20 protein-coding genes are annotated in these 20,416 nt (G+C 61.1%); 9 read left to right on the forward strand and 11 right to left on the reverse strand.

Going from position 1 to position 20,416, the window contains the following annotated elements; genetic code table 11:
* Positions 1–18: 18 nt before the first annotated feature.
* The 4 genes from katG (at position 19) to ABIB36_RS19675 (ending at position 6,820) form a co-directional block, all read left to right on the forward strand.
* Complete coding sequence (gene katG / locus ABIB36_RS19660) at positions 19–2,253, forward strand: catalase/peroxidase HPI (RefSeq protein ID WP_502944951.1); 2,235 nt, start codon at positions 19–21, stop codon at positions 2,251–2,253.
* Between the two features lie 124 nt (positions 2,254–2,377).
* Positions 2,378–3,361: an iron-containing redox enzyme family protein gene (locus tag ABIB36_RS19665; RefSeq protein ID WP_354562735.1), complete on the forward strand. Its 984-nt coding sequence runs from the start codon at positions 2,378–2,380 to the stop codon at positions 3,359–3,361.
* A gap of 118 nt (positions 3,362–3,479) precedes the next feature.
* A complete protein-coding gene (locus ABIB36_RS19670) occupies positions 3,480–5,552 on the forward strand; it encodes an AMP-binding protein (protein WP_084345341.1) in 2,073 nt (690 codons plus the stop codon).
* Positions 5,553–5,668: 116 nt separating this feature from the next.
* Positions 5,669–6,820, forward strand: a complete 1,152-nt coding sequence (locus tag ABIB36_RS19675) for a GGDEF domain-containing protein (protein ID WP_354562733.1) — start codon at positions 5,669–5,671, stop codon at positions 6,818–6,820.
* A 28-nt stretch (positions 6,821–6,848) separates the two neighbouring features.
* Here the strand turns inward: ABIB36_RS19675 and ABIB36_RS19680 are convergent, their stop codons facing one another.
* Positions 6,849–7,493, reverse strand: coding sequence for a hypothetical protein (locus ABIB36_RS19680; RefSeq protein ID WP_084345339.1), 645 nt, complete (start codon positions 7,491–7,493; stop codon positions 6,849–6,851).
* Between the two features lie 420 nt (positions 7,494–7,913).
* Here ABIB36_RS19680 and ABIB36_RS19685 point away from each other — a divergent pair, with 420 nt between their 5' ends.
* Positions 7,914–8,978: an Rv1355c family protein gene (locus ABIB36_RS19685; RefSeq protein ID WP_354562730.1), complete on the forward strand. Its 1,065-nt coding sequence runs from the start codon at positions 7,914–7,916 to the stop codon at positions 8,976–8,978.
* 67 nt (positions 8,979–9,045) lie between these two features.
* Here ABIB36_RS19685 and ABIB36_RS19690 read toward each other — a convergent pair whose 3' ends face one another.
* The gene (locus ABIB36_RS19690) at positions 9,046–9,288 is read right to left on the reverse strand and encodes a CDGSH iron-sulfur domain-containing protein (RefSeq protein WP_084345338.1); all 243 of its coding nucleotides are present in this window, start codon (positions 9,286–9,288) and stop codon (positions 9,046–9,048) included.
* A 251-nt stretch (positions 9,289–9,539) separates the two neighbouring features.
* On the opposite strand from ABIB36_RS19690, the gene ABIB36_RS19695 reads away from it, so the two are divergent.
* The gene (locus ABIB36_RS19695) at positions 9,540–10,280 is read left to right on the forward strand and encodes a VIT1/CCC1 transporter family protein (protein WP_084345337.1); all 741 of its coding nucleotides are present in this window, start codon (positions 9,540–9,542) and stop codon (positions 10,278–10,280) included.
* 3 nt (positions 10,281–10,283) lie between these two features.
* Here the strand turns inward: ABIB36_RS19695 and ABIB36_RS19700 are convergent, their stop codons facing one another.
* The 5 genes from ABIB36_RS19700 to ABIB36_RS19720 form a co-directional block, all read right to left on the reverse strand.
* Positions 10,284–10,679 (reverse strand): MerR family transcriptional regulator, encoded by a 396-nt coding sequence (locus ABIB36_RS19700; protein ID WP_354562726.1) that lies wholly within the window; start codon positions 10,677–10,679, stop codon positions 10,284–10,286.
* 35 nt (positions 10,680–10,714) lie between these two features.
* Entirely contained in the window at positions 10,715–12,223 is a 1,509-nt protein-coding gene (locus tag ABIB36_RS19705) for a SulP family inorganic anion transporter (RefSeq protein ID WP_354562724.1), read from the reverse strand.
* A 225-nt stretch (positions 12,224–12,448) separates the two neighbouring features.
* On the reverse strand, positions 12,449–12,778 hold the full coding sequence (locus ABIB36_RS19710) for a putative quinol monooxygenase (RefSeq protein WP_354562723.1): 330 nt from the start codon (positions 12,776–12,778) through the stop codon (positions 12,449–12,451).
* Positions 12,779–12,853: 75 nt separating this feature from the next.
* Positions 12,854–13,129, reverse strand: coding sequence for a YrhK family protein (locus ABIB36_RS19715; RefSeq protein ID WP_084345391.1), 276 nt, complete (start codon positions 13,127–13,129; stop codon positions 12,854–12,856).
* 105 nt (positions 13,130–13,234) lie between these two features.
* Complete coding sequence (locus ABIB36_RS19720; RefSeq protein WP_354562720.1) at positions 13,235–14,482, reverse strand: Nramp family divalent metal transporter; 1,248 nt, start codon at positions 14,480–14,482, stop codon at positions 13,235–13,237.
* Between the two features lie 153 nt (positions 14,483–14,635).
* Between ABIB36_RS19720 and ABIB36_RS19725 the strand changes: the two genes are divergently transcribed.
* Together ABIB36_RS19725 and ABIB36_RS19730 are read left to right on the forward strand one after the other, a co-directional pair.
* Entirely contained in the window at positions 14,636–16,147 is a 1,512-nt protein-coding gene (locus ABIB36_RS19725) for an MFS transporter (RefSeq protein ID WP_354562718.1), read from the forward strand.
* A complete protein-coding gene (locus ABIB36_RS19730) occupies positions 16,144–16,746 on the forward strand; it encodes a TetR/AcrR family transcriptional regulator (RefSeq protein ID WP_354562716.1) in 603 nt (200 codons plus the stop codon). Before ABIB36_RS19725 ends, ABIB36_RS19730 begins: the two co-directional genes overlap by 4 nt.
* 4 nt (positions 16,747–16,750) lie before the next feature.
* Here the strand turns inward: ABIB36_RS19730 and ABIB36_RS19735 are convergent, their stop codons facing one another.
* The 3 genes from ABIB36_RS19735 to ABIB36_RS19745 form a co-directional block, all read right to left on the reverse strand.
* On the reverse strand, positions 16,751–17,932 hold the full coding sequence (locus tag ABIB36_RS19735; protein WP_354562714.1) for a zinc-dependent alcohol dehydrogenase: 1,182 nt from the start codon (positions 17,930–17,932) through the stop codon (positions 16,751–16,753).
* Positions 17,933–18,231: 299 nt separating this feature from the next.
* Positions 18,232–18,375 carry a hypothetical protein gene (locus ABIB36_RS19740; protein WP_179142165.1) on the reverse strand — a complete coding sequence of 48 codons (144 nt, stop codon included), beginning with the start codon at positions 18,373–18,375 and terminating at the stop codon, positions 18,232–18,234.
* Between the two features lie 46 nt (positions 18,376–18,421).
* Positions 18,422–19,108 carry a HemK2/MTQ2 family protein methyltransferase gene (locus tag ABIB36_RS19745; RefSeq protein WP_354562711.1) on the reverse strand — a complete coding sequence of 229 codons (687 nt, stop codon included), beginning with the start codon at positions 19,106–19,108 and terminating at the stop codon, positions 18,422–18,424.
* A 126-nt stretch (positions 19,109–19,234) separates the two neighbouring features.
* Here ABIB36_RS19745 and ABIB36_RS19750 point away from each other — a divergent pair, with 126 nt between their 5' ends.
* On the forward strand, positions 19,235–19,675 hold the full coding sequence (locus tag ABIB36_RS19750) for an SRPBCC family protein (protein WP_084345330.1): 441 nt from the start codon (positions 19,235–19,237) through the stop codon (positions 19,673–19,675).
* 11 nt (positions 19,676–19,686) lie between these two features.
* On the opposite strand, the gene ABIB36_RS19755 is transcribed toward ABIB36_RS19750, so the two are convergent.
* On the reverse strand, positions 19,687–20,376 hold the full coding sequence (locus ABIB36_RS19755; RefSeq protein ID WP_354562708.1) for a winged helix-turn-helix transcriptional regulator: 690 nt from the start codon (positions 20,374–20,376) through the stop codon (positions 19,687–19,689).
* Positions 20,377–20,416: the final 40 nt, after the last annotated feature.

Below are 20,416 nucleotides of genomic sequence, written 5' to 3' on the forward strand. Positions count from 1 at the left end.
AGCCCCGGAAGGAATCTCGTGTCTGAAGACCACACCACTCGCGAAAAAGAGATGAACCAGGACCAGCCCCAAGAGGGAGGCGCCTGCCCAGTTCTACAGGATCGGCAGCTGCACCCGAGTGAGGGCGGGAGCAATCGTGATTGGTGGCCGCAGAGCCTCAATCTACGGATTCTCAAGAAGAACCCCGCTGTGGGTAACCCGATGGGCGAGAACTTCGACTACGCCGCTGAGTTCGCCAAGCTCGATCTCGCCGAGGTCAAGGCCGACCTTGTGGCCCTGATGACGGACTCACAGCCATGGTGGCCTGCGGACTTCGGTCACTACGGACCATTCTTCGTACGTATGGCCTGGCACGCAGCGGGCACGTACCGGATCCAGGACGGACGCGGCGGTGCCGGCGCGGGGATGCAAAGATTCGCTCCGTTGAACAGCTGGCCGGACAACGCAAGTCTCGACAAGGCTCGCAGACTGATCTGGCCTGTCAAGAAGAAGTACGGCAACAAGCTCTCATGGGCCGACCTCATCGTCCTCACCGGAAACGTGGCGATCGAGTCGATGGGGTTGCCGACCTACGGATTCGCCGGCGGCCGCGTCGACGTCTGGGAGCCCGACGAGGACGTGTACTGGGGACCGGAACAGACTTGGCTCGGCGACGAGCGCTATACCGGCGAGCGGGAACTGGAGAATCCTCTGGCCGCTGTCCAAATGGGTCTGATCTATGTCAACCCCGAGGGCCCGAACGGCGAGCCCGATCCCGCGGGTTCCGCCGTCGACATCCGCGACACGTTCGGCAAGATGGCGATGAACGATATCGAAACCGCTGCGCTGGCAGTCGGCGGCCACACCTTCGGCAAGGTTCATGGTGCAGCCGATCCTGAGCCACACATAGGCCCAGAGCCAGAGGCCGCACCGCTCGAGCAGATGGGTCTCGGCTGGAAGAACAGCTACGGCACGGGCGTCGGCGCAGATGCCATCACCAGTGGCATCGAAGGTACCTGGACGCCGACTCCGACGACCTGGGACAACACTTTCCTCGAAACGCTGTACGGCTACGAGTGGGAGGTCCACAAGGGTCCGGGTGGTGCATGGCAGTGGCGTCCGAAGGACGGCGCTGCTGCCGATCTCGTTCCCGACCCCGCCGACCCCGCCAAGCGGCACGCTCCGATGATGCTGACCAGTGACATCGCGATGCGTGTCGATCCGATCTACGAGCAGATCACTCGACGTTGGCTCGATCACCCGGAGGAACTGGCGGAGGAGTTCTCGAAGGTCTGGTTCAAGTTGACCCACCGTGACCTAGGGCCCGTCTCCCGCTACCTCGGTCCCGAGGTTCCGAGTGAGACCCTTCTGTGGCAGGACCCGATCCCGGCGCGCGACCATGAACCGGTCGGCGAAGCAGACATCGCAAAACTCAAGAGCCTCATCCTCGCGTCGGAGCTGACCGGACCCCAGTTGATTTCCACAGCATGGGCCGCGGCGTCGTCGTTTCGGGGCAGTGACAAGCGTGGAGGCGCCAACGGTGGGCGTCTTCGCCTGCAGCCACAGGCCGGATGGGAGGTCAACGAACCGGACGAACTGGCAGACGCCATTCGTGTCCTGGAAGGCATCAAGGAGACCTTCGATGCTGCGGGAACAGCGAAAATCTCCTTCGCCGACCTCGTCGTCCTCGGCGGGTGTGCCGCCGTCGAACGTGCCGCGCAGAGCGCCGGCCACGATGTCACTGTGCCGTTCACTCCGGGGCGTACAGATGCAACACAGGACCAGACGGACGTCGAGTCGTTCGCCGCTCTCGAACCCAAGTCGGACGGATTCCGCAACTACGTAGGTAAGGGCCAGCGTCTTCCAGCCGAGTACTCCTTGGTCGACAAGGCGAACCTGTTGACTCTCAGTGCGCCCGAGATGACAGTGCTGGTCGGCGGTCTTCGAGCGCTGGGAGCAAACCACAAAAAGTCCGAACACGGAGTCCTGACGACGCGTCCGGGCACCTTGACCAACGACTTCTTCGTGAATCTCCTCGATATGGGCACAGAGTGGGTTCCCACATCGGAGGAAGGCGTCTACGAGGGCAAAGACGCGGCGACGGGAGAAGTGAAGTGGTCCGGTACTCGTAACGACCTCGTCTTCGGCTCGAACTCCGAACTGCGCGCCCTGGCCGAGGTCTATGCCTCGGACGATGCTCGCGAGAAGTTCGTCCACGACTTCGTCGCCGCGTGGGACAAAGTGATGCAGCTGGACCGCTTCGATCTGGTCTGAGCACAAAAATAGTCAGTCCGGCGCAGCGGGTTCACCCGTTGCGCCGGACTGACTGTGCTCTCCCGTTCTCCTCGCTGAGGCCCGAGAGGAGATTGGCTTCGGCCGGAAGGGGTAGACAGGACCGATGACAAGCACTTCACTCGTTTCGTCGCCTCCCCTGCCTGCACCCTGTGGACCCTTGTCGGCCGGTGTCATGGACTTCATCACTGGTAAGTCCACAGCTGCGCCCCCGACTGCCGGTGGAGTCGATCCAATGTCTCGGGACCTCCATGTGGCGTTGGCTACGTGTTACGAGTTGCACTACCGAGGTTTCGCCGGAGTCGACGACCGCTGGGAATGGGATCCGGATGTGCTGAGATTCCGCGCGGGCTTGGAAGAGTCGTTCATGTCGTACCTCCGAGACAGCGTCGAGCCAGGCAACGACGCGATTGCCGAGATGGAGTTCTTGTCGGTTGCGCATTCGTCGGGTACCGGGCCTTCCTGGTATCTACGCGATGAAGGTTCGTGGGAACAGATGCGTGAGTACTTCGTTCACCGGTCGATCTACCATCTCAAGGAAGCCGACCCGCACGCATGGGCGATCCCTCGGCTGCACGGACAGGCAAAAGCGTCGTACGTCGCGGTCGAATTCGACGAGTACGGCGGCGGGCGCGGCGAGCGAGTACATCAGAAGTTGTGGGCAGACCTCATGGACGCCGCCGACCTGGACTCGACCTACCTCGGATATACCGATCGAGTGCCTGCCGAGACGCTCGCCTGGGTCAATTTGATGTCGCTCTTCGGTCTTCACCGGGGACTGCGCGGCGCGACGGTCGGTCACTTCGCTGCCACTGAGATCACTTCCTCGCCCGGGTCCCAGCGCTTGGTCACCGGCCTAGAGCGGCTGGGGGCACCGCAGGCCTGTATCGCGTTCTACGCCGAGCACGTCGAGGCAGATGCCGTGCACGAGCAATTGTTGCGTCACGACGTCGTCGGCGGTCTCGTTCGTACAGAACCGCATCTCGAGTCCGACATCGTCTTCGGGATGCGCGCACTCGATTTTGTCGACGCTGCGCTCGGTGACCGAGTTCTGACGGCGTGGCACTCGGGTGCGTCCAGCCTGATCTGAAAAACCTTTCCCGAACGCTGCTCAGGTGTGCAGGTTGCCGTCTACCATCCGATATTGGGTTTGGATCAAGCAATCCCCGCACTGGTGGGGCGCACGTCTGACTGGGGGCGGAACAGCTATGTTGTCCGACGTGATCGATGTGACCATCGACTTCGAGCATTCGAGAGATCAAGTCTGGGAAATCGTGACTGCGCCGGAATGGTATTGCCGGTTCTTCATGGGACTCGAGTCCTGCCTGCCTGTCTCGGAGTCGATTCCGGGAGCGTTCACGGCAAGGGCCGACGGCATCGATCACGCTTTGCGTCTCGATCTCGATTACGTGAGAACGACGATGTCGATCACTCATCTCGATTCCGGCGGTTTCGTCAATGTCCACCTCACCGAGGTTTCGCCGGGGCGATGCACAGTCGACGTGACCGTGTTCAAAGCATCTCTGAACGGTGCGTACTCGCGGGTTCCCGACCGCAACAGCGCTGTATGCGATTGGTTGCGAGCAGGGTTCGCGCACATTGCCGACTATCTGGCGGGGAAGCCGACCTCTGTTCTTTCCGGCTCGGGTAACTCCCGGACTATGCAACTCGATATCGCCAAGACAATGTACAAAACCGGTGTCATCCGCACTGCACGCCCAGATCTCGCATTTCGACAACTGAACTCTTTGTCCAAATGGGGTTTCACGTTGGGCGGCGGGTTCGGGGCAGCCGCGGCGACATCACCGGACGCCATCGCACTTATCGACGACCGAGGAACTCGGACGTTCGCAGAAGTGCATCAACGGTCACACCGCATAGCTGCGGGTTTGTGCGCGATGGGTCTGCGCTCCGGAGACACCGTCGGGGTGCTGGCACGCAACCACATCGCGATGACCGAATGCACCGTCGCCTGCGGATTGCTCGGGGTGGACGTGGTGCTGTTGAACACCGGCCTGGCAGCACGACAAATCGAAAGTATCGCCGACCACCATCGGTTGAAAGCCTTGTTCGCCGACGACGAGTTCGACTCGATCGTCTCGCATGTGGCCCAGGAAGTACCACGAATCAGCCTCTCCTCGCGCTCGACCGTTCCTGGCAGGCGCCTGCTCGAGCAGCTGGTGGCACCCCCGTCCGCGACATTCGTTCGGCCCGAGCATCCGGGAACATTGGTGGTTCTCACTTCCGGAACGAGCGGAACTCCCAAAGGCGCATTCCGCCCCACCGCCAAAGGGTTCGGAACGATCGCGGCGATGTTGTCGAAGATGCCGCTGCAGGTGAACGAACGAATGATGATCGCCGCCCCACTGTTCCACAGCTGGGGTCTCGCGGCACTTCAGCTCAGTACACCGCTGCGATCGACGGTTGTGTTGCAAGACAGATTCGAACCTGAATCTTGCCTGCAAGCGATTGCAGAAAATCGTTGTACCTCGCTCATCGCGGTGCCGATCATGCTCCAACGTATCCTCGAGTTACCCGCGGACGTCCGCGCGCGGTACGACACCTCGAGTCTGCGGGTAGTCGCATGCAGCGGATCGGTTCTTGCAGGCTCCATGGTCACTCGCTTCATGGACACATTCGGTGACGTTCTGTACAACTTCTACGGCTCTACAGAGGTGTCGTGGGCGACGGTCGCTGGACCTGCCGATCTCAGAGCTGCTCCTACGACGGCCGGAAAGCCGCCTCTTGGAACTCTTGTGGCCATTCTCGACGGCGGAGGTGATCCGGTTCCGCGCGGTTCTGTCGGCAGAATTTTCGTAGGTAACGACATGCTGTTCAACGGATATACCAACGGCGCTACGCCTGCCGTCACAGCAGGCCTCGGGGCGGACATGATGGACACCGGCGATCTGGGTTACTTGGACTGCAACGGCCGGTTGTTCGTCAGCGGCCGGGACGACGAGATGATCATCTCAGGTGGAGAGAACGTCTTTCCTGGTCCTGTCGAGGATGCGATTGCTCATCTTCCTCAAGTCGGCGAGGTCGCAGTGGTAGGTGTATCGGACAAGGAATATGGTCAGAGGCTGGCCGCATTTGTCGTGATGCGCGGCGCCGCAGGACTGGACGATGACATGGTTCGTCTCTACATCAGAAATCGACTGAGCCGATTCTCGGTACCTCGTGACGTCACGTTCCTCGACGAGCTTCCGCGGACAGCAACCGGCAAGGTGATCAAACGCCTACTGATTCAGTCCTCGCCACAAGCCCCGCTCGCCACCTAGCCTGCCGCCACGGCGATTGGAAAAGTACACCGCGCCGGGGCATCAAGATCGTCGGGCTGGCCGTCCCCGCGATATGCTGTCGGCTACATCCGGCGGCGAACCGAGGCTATTGATACATGAGCGCGACCTTGCGCCGAACGAAGTCCGAATCGAAGTCGTTCTGGACGCGATTCGACACGCGGACAACGATGGTGATCACGAGCGCCTCTGGGGCACTGCCGCTACTGGCGATTGCGCTGATCTCACCATCGTTCCTTCGCGACGGTGCGCTACCCCTTCTGACTGCGATCGTCGTCTTCACCGCGATTACCGTGCTGTATGCCGTGCACGTCGGCAAACTGACAGATGGGCAGTTCGCTGCCCTCGGTGCGGGCGGCATGATCGGTGTCGCAATTTCGGCTTACCTCATCGCCGATCCTGCCGGGACGCGAGCAGTGACGTCACTGCTCGCCGTTGTTCCTGCAATTGCAGCCTCTGGATCATCGCCGCGCATGACTGCTGCTCTCACCGCAGGTTCGGTGGCGATGGCGACGTGGTTGTCGGCCGTCAGTCTGTCTTCCGCAGGCATTGCGGTCACCATCGTTGCTATCGGTGCGGGAGCAACGTCTGTGCTGGTACCGGTAATCCTGATCGCGACCCTGCGCCGGTCTCTGCTCACCGTCAACAAGCGCCTCAATGTCCTGGCGAATACCGATCCACTCACCGGGTTGCTCAATCGCCGCGGCATGATGACACAGGTAGAAGCGTTGCTCGACCGGACGTGCGACAGTCGCAGTCAATTGTCCGCCCATGTCATCGACATCGACCATTTCAAGGCCGTGAACGACAGTCATGGCCACGCTGCAGGCGATCTCATACTCGTGACAATTGCGGATGCCCTCGTTCATGCAACCGAGGAGACAGGATCGAAAGGAACGATCGTCTCTCGCATAGGTGGCGAAGAATTTCTCGTATTGACGCCCCTTACCGAAAACCGTTGTTTCGAATCGAACATTCTCGAACGTGTCCGCTCCGAATGCGAGGTCACCGTCAGTATCGGATCGGTGACTGCTGACGTCCGTGCCGTCCTCGATCCCAGGCTCAGCATCGACGGTGATGTAGAGAGCCCCCACGTCGAGCAAGTTATCGATACACTCATGCACGCCGCGGACAACGCCCTCTACGCCGCCAAATCCAGTGGCCGTGACCGTGCGTCACACGCCGGGACGATTATGGTCACGTGGAACTCGACGCGGCAGATCGATGAATCGTTGTCCCCTCGAAGATAGTTCCCCGCACTCGAAGCTTTGATGTCCACTATGCGACGGCAGAAGAGTGATAGCCGTTTCCGGTCAACGCACGCGCGTCGCTTTCCATAAGGCCCCAGACCTCGGAGTGCGCTTCTCGTGCAATGGTCTCCCGATCCCACCACATCAAACGCGTGCGGTACTGATCGCTGGGGTACGCAGCAGCCGGCACAGTTGTGTCGATTCGCCCTCCGGATGTTTCCCACTGACGAAGCACATGGTCGGCAGCGCTTGCGAACAAATACCTGCTCCCTGTCAGTTCGATGGTCGGCAGCGCCGTTCTCGCCAACAGTCCCGAAATCACCCGCGCCGGCGCTCCCTCTCGTACCCACGCGCTCTTCATCTCGATGATTCCGTGCGGAAGTCGAGTCCGGAGTTGACCTCTGACCACGTCGAGCCCCGGCGAGTCCGCCCATTCGGTCAACACATGCGACTGCTCGACATAGGTATAAGGCCCCTGCGCCCGAACACCGCCGAGCATCTCCCCGTCAGGTCCGAGAACGACATAGAACAACGCTGTGGTAGCGCCCGATTCCACTTCATCGATGTCGAGAGCACACGTCACACCATGGCGCGAGTACGACGACCAAGCACCGTCGACATACCTCGTCCAGAGCTCCGGCGCTGCAGTAGGCATCGCCGCAACGAGAGTCATCGATCCCTCGCAGTGGCTGAATCTCGGGCCGAATGATGCGTCGACGGGCCGATATATCCCTGAAAGCTTCGACCGAGCGGCACGCGAACCCCACTTCGCGCTAGGGGTTGCGTTTCGGTAATCGACTGTCGTAGGTGCAGACACGGTTTCTCCTAAGAAGACATGCCGAGTTCCAAAGGTCCCCGGCTAGGGGCGAAAGCCGACGCTATCGGGCGCCGACAGTTCAGTTGCCAAGTGGCAACCAGGCAATTCTTCCTGGTCGTGGAACATTTGACTGTTCGAAGGTCGCAAATCTTCGTCCCAGCACTGCAAAAGTTATATTTCCGGGTACCGCCGACGCTCTCTGTCGAGACTTTCGACTCCGATTTCGCAGTCGCAATCGGACCTCAGTGAACATCGAGCACACCTCGATCAGTTATCTTGACGACAGCGGAGCACCTGCTCGAGCGTCCGAACGAGAAGAATGAGAGCCACGTGTCAGAACATCGGATACTGAATTCGGCCCTCGAGAGCGATTCAAGGACCGTCGAAGAACTATCGGCTTTACCCGGAATGCACATTCTCGACGCGTCACAAAACCAGCTCGAATCGTTGATCGGTCTTTTGCCCAGCCCACCGGCAGAGGTCCTCGACGAGCCACAACGGTGGATTCACTATCCGTGGAGAAATTCGCTTGTGAAGCTTCTTGGGCCGAGAGGCTTTCGGACTCTGCGACTGGACCGGAACAGAAACAAAATCACCCTCTCCGAGCAGGAGCGGATGACCGAACTGCGTGTGGGAGTCGTCGGGCTCAGCGTGGGGCACGCCGTGGCGCACACAATCGCTATCGAAGGGCTGTGCGGTGAGCTCAGACTCGCAGACTTCGACGTCCTGGACCTGTCCAATCTCAATAGAGTCCCGGCATCCGTGTTCGACCTCGACGTCAACAAGACCACGGTCGCGGCACGCCGAATCGCCGAATTGGACCCTTATCTGACGGTGGTTACGCACCCCGAAGGTCTGATCGCTGCCAGTATGGACACGTTCATGGAGGGACTCGACATCGTCATCGACGAATGCGATTCGCTCGATGCGAAGTTGACTCTCCGTGAGGCCGCCAGAAGTCGAGGCATACCAGTTTTGATGGAGACCAGTGACGGCGGAATACTCGATGTCGAGCGGTTCGATCTCGAACCGACCAGACCATTGCTACACGGCCTCCTCGGAGATCTCGATGCCCGCTCACTTGCTGACATCACGCCGGAACAGAAGGCACCGCTGGCCGCGCGGATTCTCGACCCCACGAAACTGACTCCTCGGATGCTCGCTTCGCTACCGGAAATCGGAGTGTCGCTGTCAACCTGGCCGCAACTCGGCAGCGACGTCGCACTCGGCGGCGCCTCGGTTGCGGCAGTTGTGCGTGCTTTCGGATTGGGCACGCCACCACCGTCGGGAAGGGTGCGAATCAATTTGGAGACACACATCGCGGCAATCGTCGACTTTTGACCGATGGTCGGTCACAAGATCGGGCAGTGCTTCGACGGACCGTGTCGGTGTTGAGCGGCCAGCCGGTCTACTCGACGGCGTCGTCGACGGCGTCGTCGACGGCTCGACCGATCGTCGCGGCGGGTGTCCGCTCTCGGCGAGCACGGTGGCTGGTATCGCAGAACGGATAGATCTTGCTCCGCTTGCACATGCAGAGCGCGACGACACTGCGATCCGATACGACCTGGGATCCGTCGGGCATGGTGATCTCCACCGGACCGTCCACAAGCATCGGCCCGCGCTCCACCACGCGAATACGTGTACGTGACATAAGGTCCTTACCCGATCTACTCGACACCACAGTGTGAACAACACACCTGACTGTGTGCTTTGCTGCCGCTGCAAAGCACACAGTGAGGCAGTCCGGGGTTTACCCCGCAGCCTGCGCTTCGAATCATGAGTCCTCTTACGCCGAATGACAACACCGATGAGGCGAGGGGGCACGGGCGGCCGCCGCCAGACGGACTACGGGAAGCCTTGCATTGCTGGCGCGCGGACGAGATCGAAACTAGCGTTTGCACGATGAGCGAGTCGAACGGCCTGGGCGACGAGAAGTACGCAGCCCACCCTGGGGAACAGCACGACGAGAGTCTTTCGTCACGGCTCAATTGGCTGCGCGCGGGCGTGCTCGGCGCCAACGACGGAATCGTCTCCACGGCAGGACTTGTCGTCGGCGTTGCGACACTCTCGTCCGAGCGGGGACCGATACTCACCGCAGGCGTCGCCGGTCTTGTCGCAGGTGCCGTGTCGATGGCACTCGGCGAGTACGTGTCGGTGAGCACCCAACGGGACAGCGAAAAGGCCCTACTGGCCAAGGAGGAAATGGAGCTGCGTGACGATCCCGACGCGGAACTCGAAGAGCTGACCTCGATCTACGAAAGCAAGGGGCTCAGCCGGGCAACTGCCCTGACCGTCGCTCACGAACTCACCGAGCACGACGCTTTCGCAGCGCATGTCGACGCCGAACTCCACCTCGACCCGGACAACCTGACCAGCCCGATTCAGGCGGCACTGTCGTCTGCTCTGTCCTTCACATTGGGCGCAGCGTTGCCCCTCATTGCGATACTCGCACCACCGGCGTCAGCTCGAATTCCGGTGACCTTCGTGGCGGTTCTGTTGGCGCTGGCGTTGACCGGCCAGGTCAGTGCGCGCCTGGGCGGTTCGAGACCGGGCCCTGCAATGTGGCGCATCGTCATCGGTGGCGCGCTGGCCATGATCGTGACCTACCTGATCGGACAACTGTTGGGTGTTGCCGGAGTCTGACGATCATGGATGCGCAAGGAGTGCAGTGAATTCTTCGGCGTAAGCGAGCTGTGTTCGCAATTCGGCGCACGTGGTTTCGGCGCGTAGGTGGCATTCGGCGACGTATTGCTCCGCAGTCGCTCGTGCCTCTCGGTCGGCGGACCTATCTGCCCGTGCGTCGAGAGCGTTGAGAAGTTCGCGCATCTCCCCCAGCGTGAATCCCAGCGGTTTCATGCGCCGGATGACGAGCAATCGCTGCACATCCGATTCGGTGTACAGCCGGAATCCGCCTCTACTTCGCGCCGACGGAGTCACCAAGCCCGCATCGTCGTAGTGACGAATTGTCTTGATGGACAGCTCGGTTCGCGCCGCGACGTTGCCGATCTGCATATGTGCCGTTTCGTCTTCGGGTTGAGGCATATCCGCATAGCTCCTTCTTTGCACGTGCGAACCCGTCAGTGCCCTGCGCCGAGTTTCCCGCTCAGTAACCCGTGTCGCTGCGCGCTGGCCTCGTTCAACCCGACGATGGTCGCGGTCTTCCCCTTGGCTGCGTATTTGGTGGTGATCGCATCGAGAGTCGCGACGGTCGACGCATCCCAGATGTGTGAGGACGACATGTCGATGACGATATTGGCAGGGTCACCGACGTAATCGAACTGATAGATCAAGTCGTTGCTGGAGGCGAAGAACAACTCACCAAGCACTGAGTAGACGCGGGTGTCCGGGTCCGGGTGTGCCACATCGACGACCTCGGTCAGATGCGCGACGCGTCGCGCGAACAAGACCATTGCGGTCACGACTCCGACCGCCACCCCGTAGGCGAGATTGTCGGTCGCAACGGTGACCGCGACCGTGGCCACCATGACGAGGGTTTCACTCGTGGGCATCCGCCGCAATGTCGCCGGGGCGATGCTGTGCCAATCGAAGGTGCCGACCGAAACCATGATCATCACCGCCACCAATGCCGCCATCGGGATCAGTGAGACTATGTCGCCTAGACCGACGACGAGAATCAGCAGGAACACGCCTGCGAGGAACGTCGAGATCCGAGTTCGTGCACCGGAGGTCTTGACGTTGATCATCGTCTGCCCGATCATCGCGCACCCGCCCATACCGCCGAAGAATCCGGTGACGATATTGGCGACGCCCTGGCCCCAGGACTCTCTGGTCTTGTTCGAGTGAGTGTCGGTGATGTCGTCGACGAACTTCGCAGTCATCAGCGACTCGAGTAGACCGACGATGGCCATCGTGAACGCGTACGGGGCGATGATCTTCAGCGTCTCGAACGTGACGGGAACGTCAGGAAGAAGTAGCGATGGCAAACTCGACGGAAGTTCCCCCTCGTCACCGACATTGGGAACATTCAGCGCGAACACGATCGTCGCTGCCGTCAGCAACACGATCGCGACCAGCGGCGCAGGGACGATGGTGCTCAATTTGGGCAAGAACACCATTACCGCGATCCCGATGGCAACCATCGGATACACCAGCCAGGGGACCCCGAGAAGGTGCGGAACCTGGGCGATGAAGATGAGTATGGCCAGCGCATTGACGAATCCGACCATGACGCTGCGTGGGATGAACCGCATCAATTTGGCGACCCCCACCACGCTGAGCAGTATCTGCAGAACCCCGGCGAGAATGACAGTCGCGATCAGATACTCGACGCCGTAGTCCCGCACCAAGGGCGCGATGACCAAGGCCACTGCACCGGTGGCCGCCGAAATCATTGCAGGTCTACCACCTACGATCGAGATCGTCACCGCCATGGTGAACGACGCGAACAGGCCGACACGCGGGTCGACGCCGGCAATGATCGAGAATGAGATCGCCTCTGGAATCAGAGCCAACGCCACCACCAGCCCGGCGAGAACCTCGGTCCGCAACCGCCTCGGCGATCGCAGGGCAGACCACACCGTCCATTGCGGTTCGATCGTCTGCGCTGCGGTGGCCGCGGAAGCCATGTAGATGCTCCATTCTCTGTCGAGGAATGTGGTGTGGTCCGAAGATGCGAGGTGTTGCACGCTTGCCGGAGTCGGGGGCAACATCCCAGGATGGGCGCATACTTCGCGCGTCACTGGAAGTTACGTTCACGAACCTACTCTCCCGTGAGGGTAGAGTTCCGCTTCGAAAAGCCGTTCAGTGACGTATCTCATGCCGAGAACATCGAAGGATTCCAGTTCGGTCGACTACTGCGCGTCGACCGACATTTCGCCCATCTCGCCCCACCCGGTTGCATCCACGGTCTGGCTGACGATCTTGGGCGTCGACGCAAGAGCTTGCGGGAGTTCTTCCATTGCCTTCTTGAAGTGATCACTGTTGACGTGAGCACCACCGGCTTCATCATCGCGGAAGGCCTCGAGCAATACGTAGACGGATGGATCTTCGAGGCTGCGAGACCATTCGAACCACAAGTTTCCGGCCTCGGCGCGGGTATTCGCGGTGAACCCGGCTACGTGCCCGGGCCAACGCTCGGTCCACTCGGGCTTCGTCTCGAACTGTACGACGATGAAGATCACTGTTTTCTCCTTTGATTTCGGAACTGTCAGAATCCTGATTCCGGCGGCTGGACCTCGCTCGAGCCCCGGGCGATGTCAGTAGTCGTCACTGGAGTCCGAGACCCCAGTCCCCTGCCTGACCCGTTGGATGTGGATGCGTCGAGCGAGCCTGATCATCGGGCGAATCAAGAGCTCGACACTGCCGATAAGGAACAACCAGGTGCCCGCGACCGCCGTTGTCTCGCCGAAGAACAAGACACTGCCGACGATGAACCAGACGGCAACCAGAATGTCGTTGACGATACTGACGACTTCCCATCGCTGACGAATCACCAGTTCCTCGTGCCCGATGGTAAAGGTCAGTTCGCTCATTCGAGGCTCCCGCTGTTCGAGTGTGATGGCATATAGGTGGCTACCCGCAATCCGCGCCTCGAACACACGATGCAACCGGATCCGCAAGCCGCAAGCGGAGCTGACTCATGTCACGGTCAGATAGATCAGGACCACATTCAGCACAACGATGATGGCTGCGATGAGCCACGCCGCACAGGCCGTGATCCGGTGATTGACATCCTGTCCCATCAACACTCGATCGGAAGTGAACCGCACCAATGGGATCAATGCGAACGGGATACCGAAAGACAGTACGACCTGAGAGACGACGAGTGCGCGGCTGGGATCGATCCCAGCAGCAAGAATGAGGAGTGCAGGTACCAGCGTCACCACTCGCCGCAGCACAATCGGAATCCGTTTGCGCAGTAGGCCGTCCATGATCATCGCGCCCGCATACGCCCCCACCGACGTCGACGCGAGCCCCGACGCAAGGAGCCCCACCGCGAACAGCAGCGCGACCACTGGACCCAATGTCTCCCCTACTGCCGCGTGGGCGCCCTCGATCGAGTCGACACCATTCCGTCCGCCGAGAGTTGTTGCCGCCAAGAGCAGCATCGACATGTTGACGGCTCCGGCCAACAGCATTGCCAATCCGACGTCTATTCGGGTGATCCGCAACAGCCGCCGACGTACCGGTCCCGGTTCGGGGTTGCCGTGGCGATCACGTGCGAGTCCGGAGTGGAGGTAGACCGCGTGCGGCATGATCGTTGCGCCCAGCATCGCTGCTGCGAGCAACACGCTCTCTACACCGTCGAATCGCGGGACAAGTCCCGCAGCGGCCTGCGAAAACGACGGGGGTTCGACGAACACGCTGGCGAGGAAGCCGACAGCGATGACCGCAAGCAACCCGAGGATCACGAACTCGAACGGCCGTTGTCCACGCCGATCCTGCACCAACAACAACATCATCGACACCAGCCCGGTGATCAGGCCGCCGGCAAGAAGGGGCAGGTCGAACAATAGATACAGTGCAATCGCACCACCGACGACCTCGGCGAGGTCGGTCGCCATGGCGACGATTTCCGCTTGAGACCAATATGCAAGTCGCACAGACCTACTCGATTTGGAGCGGACGACCTCGGGAAGCGTCATGCCGGTGACGATGCCGAGCTTCGCGGACAGGAACTGCACGAGTCCGGCCATCACATTCGCCGCCACGATCACCCACACCAGTAAGTAGCCGAACTGCGCGCCCGCACTGACGTTCGAGGCGACGTTCCCCGGATCGACATAGGCGATCGCCGCAACGAAGGCGGGACCGAGCAAGATACTGGCCGACCTGAACCGTGACGGCGGCGGCCAGGATTGCTCTGGTGAGGGCGACTTGCCCATCACACCTGTCCGATCGTCACGTTTTCCATTTCCTGACAATAGAGTTTGGGTTGCCGAACTACACGTTGGACACGGACCTTCCGATCTATCCGACATCGACCCACGTGTGAATTCGATCCGGGTCCAGCACGAAACTGGGTATAACATCAAGCGATGACATCAATTGATGACAAACCGGAGGAACACCTCGCGACCCCCCGCGGGTTCGTACCGGTGCTGGCCGCAATTTGTACCGTCGTCGCCATCGTCAGCAGCGTCGGCGCACCTCTGATTCCGACAGTGGCCGACGCATACTCGGTCTCGTTCACCAGTGCACAGTGGACGCTGACGATAACGATGCTGGTGGGCGCCGTTACCGTTCCGGTCCTCGGCCGTCTCGGAGACGGCCCCCACCGACGACCCGTGATCATCGGAGCGCTGTCCGTCGTCTTCATCGGTTGTGTCCTGGCCGCGATCCCGAGCAATCTCGCACTCTTGCTCATCGGGCGTGGCCTACAAGGTGTCGGGTTAGGGCTCGCGCCGCTCGCGATGGCAGTAGCTCGCGACCACCTGACACCGTTCGAAGCCAAACGTACCGTTGCGGCATTGTCGGTGACCGCGGTAGCGGGCATCGGTCTCGGCTACCCCTTGACCGGGGTTATCGCCCATCTCTGGGGTTACCACGCGTGCTTCGTCGTCGCCTCTGCGGCTTCGCTCGCGGTGTTGGTCGGTGGCATCACATCGGTTCCTTCCAGTCGGCATGTACCGCACAAGCCGCTCGATATCGTCGGTGCGGTACTCCTCGGAATCGGCCTGACTCTGTTACTGATTGCGCTCACCTCCGGCAGCTACTGGGGTTGGACTTCCGTCCAGACGATCGGCTGTGCGGCGGTGGGCCTCGCGGTCGTCGTCGGCTGGACTTTCCACGAGCTGCGGACTCGATTCCCGCTGGTGGAATTGCGGCTGTTGTCCAAGCCCGCAGTCCTGACTGCCGATGTCACCGGACTTTTCGCCGGTATCGGCATGTTCGTTCTGTCATCGGCGGTCATCCGCTTCGTACAGACTCCGTCCGACACCGGTTATGGACTCGGTCGGTCGGCGATGGTGGCTGGCCTCGTACTCGTGCCGTTCTCGTTGACGAGCGTGTTCGCCAACAGGCTCCTTCCCCTGGCCGAGCGGTGGATCAGCAAATCGATGATCATGCCGATCGGTGCGATGGCGTTCGCCGGTGCGCTCACGCTGTTCCTGTTCGGTCGCGATGAACTATGGGTCGTATTCGTACTCATGGGGGTGGCCGGCCTCGGGATCGGGTTCACCTTCGCCGCGATGCCGGCATTCATCGTCAGCGCGGTCCCACCGCACGAAACAGGGAGCGCCCTAGGAGTCAATCAAGTAGCACGCACGGTCGGTGGCGCGGTGGGCAGCGCTTTGAGCGCCACCGTGCTCGCGATATACACAGCTCCCGGGCAGACGTTCCCGGACAGCGCCGGCTACACAGCAACCGCCATCGTCGGTATCGGCCTCTGGACGGGCACGGCAATCCTGGCTTTTGCACTATCCTACCGAGGCAGCCGCGCCGAAAAACTGCCTGCCAGATTGGTCGACGAGAGCATCGAGTCGGCCGCAACCGGCAGCTTTGCCTACGACATCGCCAGCCGCCCAGGACAGAGTGAGGATTCACGATGATCCAGACACGCCCGGTAGCCCGCATTCGTGACTCCGACCGCACCAAGCAGGATCTTCTCGAAGCTGCCACCGAACTGTTCGGCGCGCGTGGATACGAGCGAACGACGATCCGAGAGATCGGCGAGAAAGCGGGCGCTGACCCGGCCTTGATCGCCCGCTATTTCGGCAGCAAGGCAGCCTTGTACATCCAAACACTCCCGACGGAAAACGAGAATCCGCACCTTTCGGACATGCTCGACCCCGCTCGGATCGAGGCCACGATTCGGCGTGTTCACCAGGTCGGCCCGAGCCCCGTGCTGCAGGCGGTCGTTCGCGCACACGACGATCCGGCGATTCAGACCGCAGCGACAGCTCGGATCGACGCCAAACTCACTGCGGGAATACAAGATCGGATGGAAGAGGCAGGTCTAGACTCCCCACGATTGAGAGCCCAGATGGCAGTGGCAGTGCTGGCGGGTATCGCGTTGGGACGCGCAGCCGGAACCCTCGACGAGCTAGCGGGCGCAGAAGAGAACCAAGTCGTGCACTTGACTGTCCGGTTGTTGGAGTCTCTTTTGGACGAGAACACGCTGTCACCCGACAGCTCCTCGCCCCCATAGCCGCTCAGGGCTTCAAAATCACCTTGACCGCGCCGTCCTGCTTCTTCTGGAATATCTCGTACGCGTGCGGGGCCTGCTCGAGAGGCAGGGTGTGGGTGGCGAATGAATCGACACCCAACGGGTCGTCGTCACCGAGCAGAGGCATAATGTCCTCTACCCAACGCTTCACGTTCGCCTGGCCCATGCGCAGCTGAATTTGCTTGTCGAACATGGTAAGCAGTGGAAGCGGATCGGCAACGCCGCCATAGACGCCGATCAGTGAGATGGTGCCGCCACGACGGACGATGTCGATGGCGGAGTACACCGCATCGAGTCTGTCGACTCCGGCCTTCTGCATCATCGGCTTACCGAGAAAGTCCGGCAGCAGACCGGTGAGCTGCTGCGCAGCCTTCGCCACAGGTGAACCATGCGCTTCCATCCCGACGGCGTCGATCACCGAGTCGGTACCGCGCCCATCGGTGAGATCTCGGATCACGTCGCCGAGCTCCCCAGCGTGTTGAGCAAGATCGACCGTGCGGATTCCGCGAGCTTGTGCACGGGCAAGCCGCTCGGGAACACGATCGACCGCAATGACGTCGAAGCCGAGGTGGGTTGCGATGCGAGCGGCCATATCTCCGATGGGGCCGAGACCGAGAACCGTCACCGATCCGCCTGGCGGGATGTCGGCGTACACAACGGACTGCCACGCCGTCGGAAGCACGTCCGAAAGGTATACGTACCGCGAGTCCGGTGCTCCCGATGGAACTTTGATGTGGGTGAACTGTGCCTGAGGAACTCGCAGATACTCGGCTTGTCCTCCTGGAACACTGCCGTACAGCTCGGAGAAACCGAACAATGCCGCACCCATCCCCTGCTCGCGCACCTGGGTGGTCTCGCATTGTGTGTACAACGACCGATCGCACATGAAACAGCTACCGCACGAGATCTGGAAAGGAATCACCACTCGGTCACCTACAGCGAGGTTGGTAACCGCTTTACCGACTTCACGAACAATTCCCATCGGCTCGTGGCCCAGGATGTCTCCTGGATTCATGAAGGCGCCCAGCACTTCATACAAGTGCAGGTCAGAGCCGCAGATGTTCGTCGAGGTGACCTCGATAACGGCGTCGGTGGGCTTTTCGATGATGGGGTCGGGAACCGAGTCGACGCGAACATCACGCTTACCGTGCCAGGTAACTGCCTTCATGGGACTACTCCTTCGCTTTTCCTTGCAAGAGTTGGCCTTCGAGCGGCCGGACCGACTATCAGTTTCGGCCCGCGGGAGCGACGGGACTCTGATTCATCACTCGATCCCACCAGCTGTCCAATGGGCTCGGATCGAGCCAGATCACGGACTCGGCAGTTTCGTCTATTGACATTCGGACTCCAGACTATGGCTGCTCGTATAATTCGAGGCGCCAATCTGCTTCAGTGCCGCTGTCTTTGATACCCAAGGCCGTCAGTGCGAAACACACAGCGCCCAATAGTGACGGATCGACCCTGTGATCAGCTGTCCGTGTCCTCGTTCTCGGCGACGTCGGGAGCTGCTTCCCGAGTGGCCATTCCGCCAGTCTTTCCTTCGTCCGTCGGCCCGGGGCGGCCGCCTTTGGGCGCGGTGGACTCGGATTCGATGTTGTCGTTTTTTGTCATGTAGCACCGACTACCCCAAATAGTGGTGAAGCAACCGGGTGTCGGATCAGGAATCGGCTGGGCGACGACCTTCGATGACAATCAGTTCTTCGCTTCGACATCCCACCTCTATCAAACCGGCCGCTTCCATCCACGCTGCACGCTCATGAAGGACGGGCCCGAAACCGATCGTTCGACGGCGTATCACCTCGGCATCGAGCCCGGTACCCCGTAACCGATCGAGAGATTCCTCTACCCCACAGAGTTCGGACTGCACCATGATCACTGCTCCACTCGGCACCAGGAGCTCGAACGCGTGTGCGCACAGGAGATCCAACACGACTCGCCCGCGGTCTCCGGCGTCCCACGCACGGTGCAGACCCATCCCGACCGGAGGGCGGGGTGAGGGTACGTACGGCGGATTGGAGACTATGACACCGAACGGCGCGTCTAGCTGCGCGTCGGACAGAGTCCCCACGCGTGCGTCGACGTCGACGCCGTTCGCATCGGCATTCGACAGCGCGCAGGCTACGGCCTGGACAGAGATGTCGTACGCAACTACTTCCCGGGCACCGCGTCGTGCAGCTTCGATCGCGGCGATTCCACTGCCAGTGCACAGGTCGAGAACTCGGGCACCTGCGAGTCCGGAGTGCGCAGCAATCTCGGCGCACAGGAGGTACGAATCTTCCTGAGGCGCATAAACCCCGTCGTCGACACTGATGGATGGAAAAGAACGCTCTCGTGCAACGGTCACCGGCACCTCCATATTGGTACTGGGGAGTGCCCTGCCTTGTCTGCGGGCAAACCCCGTACAGCCAGATGGATACCTTGCAGAGGTACCCATCGCCAGAGCAGGTGTATTCGGGTAAGGATATTGGGTATGACATCTGGGACACAACGAACCACTGACGCCGACGTCGACGCTGTCTGGTCTGTACTGGCCGACGGATGGCAATACGCCATGTGGGTGGTGGGTGCATCCCGCATTCGCGCAGTCGACAGCACGTGGCCGTCGCCGGGTTCGTCGATTCATCACTCTGTTGGCCTGTGGCCGGCGGTACTGGACGACACCACTACCGTCCTCGACTCCTACCCCGGCCGGGAGCTCCAATTCCGGGCGCATGCCCTGCCGTTCGGGACCGCTCACATTACTGTTCGATTGCACCCGCAGGCGCGCGGTTGTCGAATCCAGATGATCGAACACGCTGCGAGCAAACCTTTCAGTCTGCTGCCGGACTCGCTACAGCACGCCGCAGTGCATCCCCGAAACTCCGAAGCCCTGCGCAGGTTGGCGTTGTTGGCCGAGCGCGCAACCCACTGACGGCGCATCGGTCACATCCGATCGTGATCAGGTCTGGGCACCGCCGCAGACCTCGGAAGGGTGAACCACTTCGGCAGCCCGCGGCGCAGCGCTGCGGGTCCGTCGATGATCAGCTGACCGGACTCGAGCGTGTACGACCAGGTCACGTCGCCGCGCCAGATCTCGGTCAGCACACGCAGTCTTGTGCTCACCCACACGGAGACCTCCAAACCGGGATCGACATCGCACACGTCGACCTCACGGGGGTCGATCACGAGCCACCAGGCCCGGGAAAAGGCTGCTACGTCGGTGAAGTGGAACTCGATCACGGCGTGCTCGCCCGGGATGGACGTCGAACATACGTTGCGATGCATGTCCCACATGAGCAGCGCAGGATCGAGGTCCCCATCGCCGAGGGTTCCGACCCAGCGCGTGCCCCACATACCGAGCGCTTCGACAACGGATCGCAGCTCCATTCCAGCTGGGGTGAGGGCGTAGCGTGCCTCATTTCCCGAGTACTGCTTTTCGACGATCCCGGCGACAGCGAGTTGGTGGAGGCGCTTCGACAGCAGGGTGGGTGACATTCGGGGCAGTCCGCGTCGCACATCGTTGAAACGGCGACTGCCGAGCAACAATTCGCGAACCACCAGCAGAGTCCAACGCTCGTCGAACAGCTCCATCGCCTTGGCGACGGGGCAGAACTGGTGGTACGACGACCCCATCGACCGACGATAGCGCTCATCGCGTTCCCGGTACAGATCC

This window comes from Rhodococcus sp. UYP9, assembly GCF_040547235.1.
Taxonomy (GTDB): domain Bacteria; phylum Actinomycetota; class Actinomycetes; order Mycobacteriales; family Mycobacteriaceae; genus Rhodococcoides.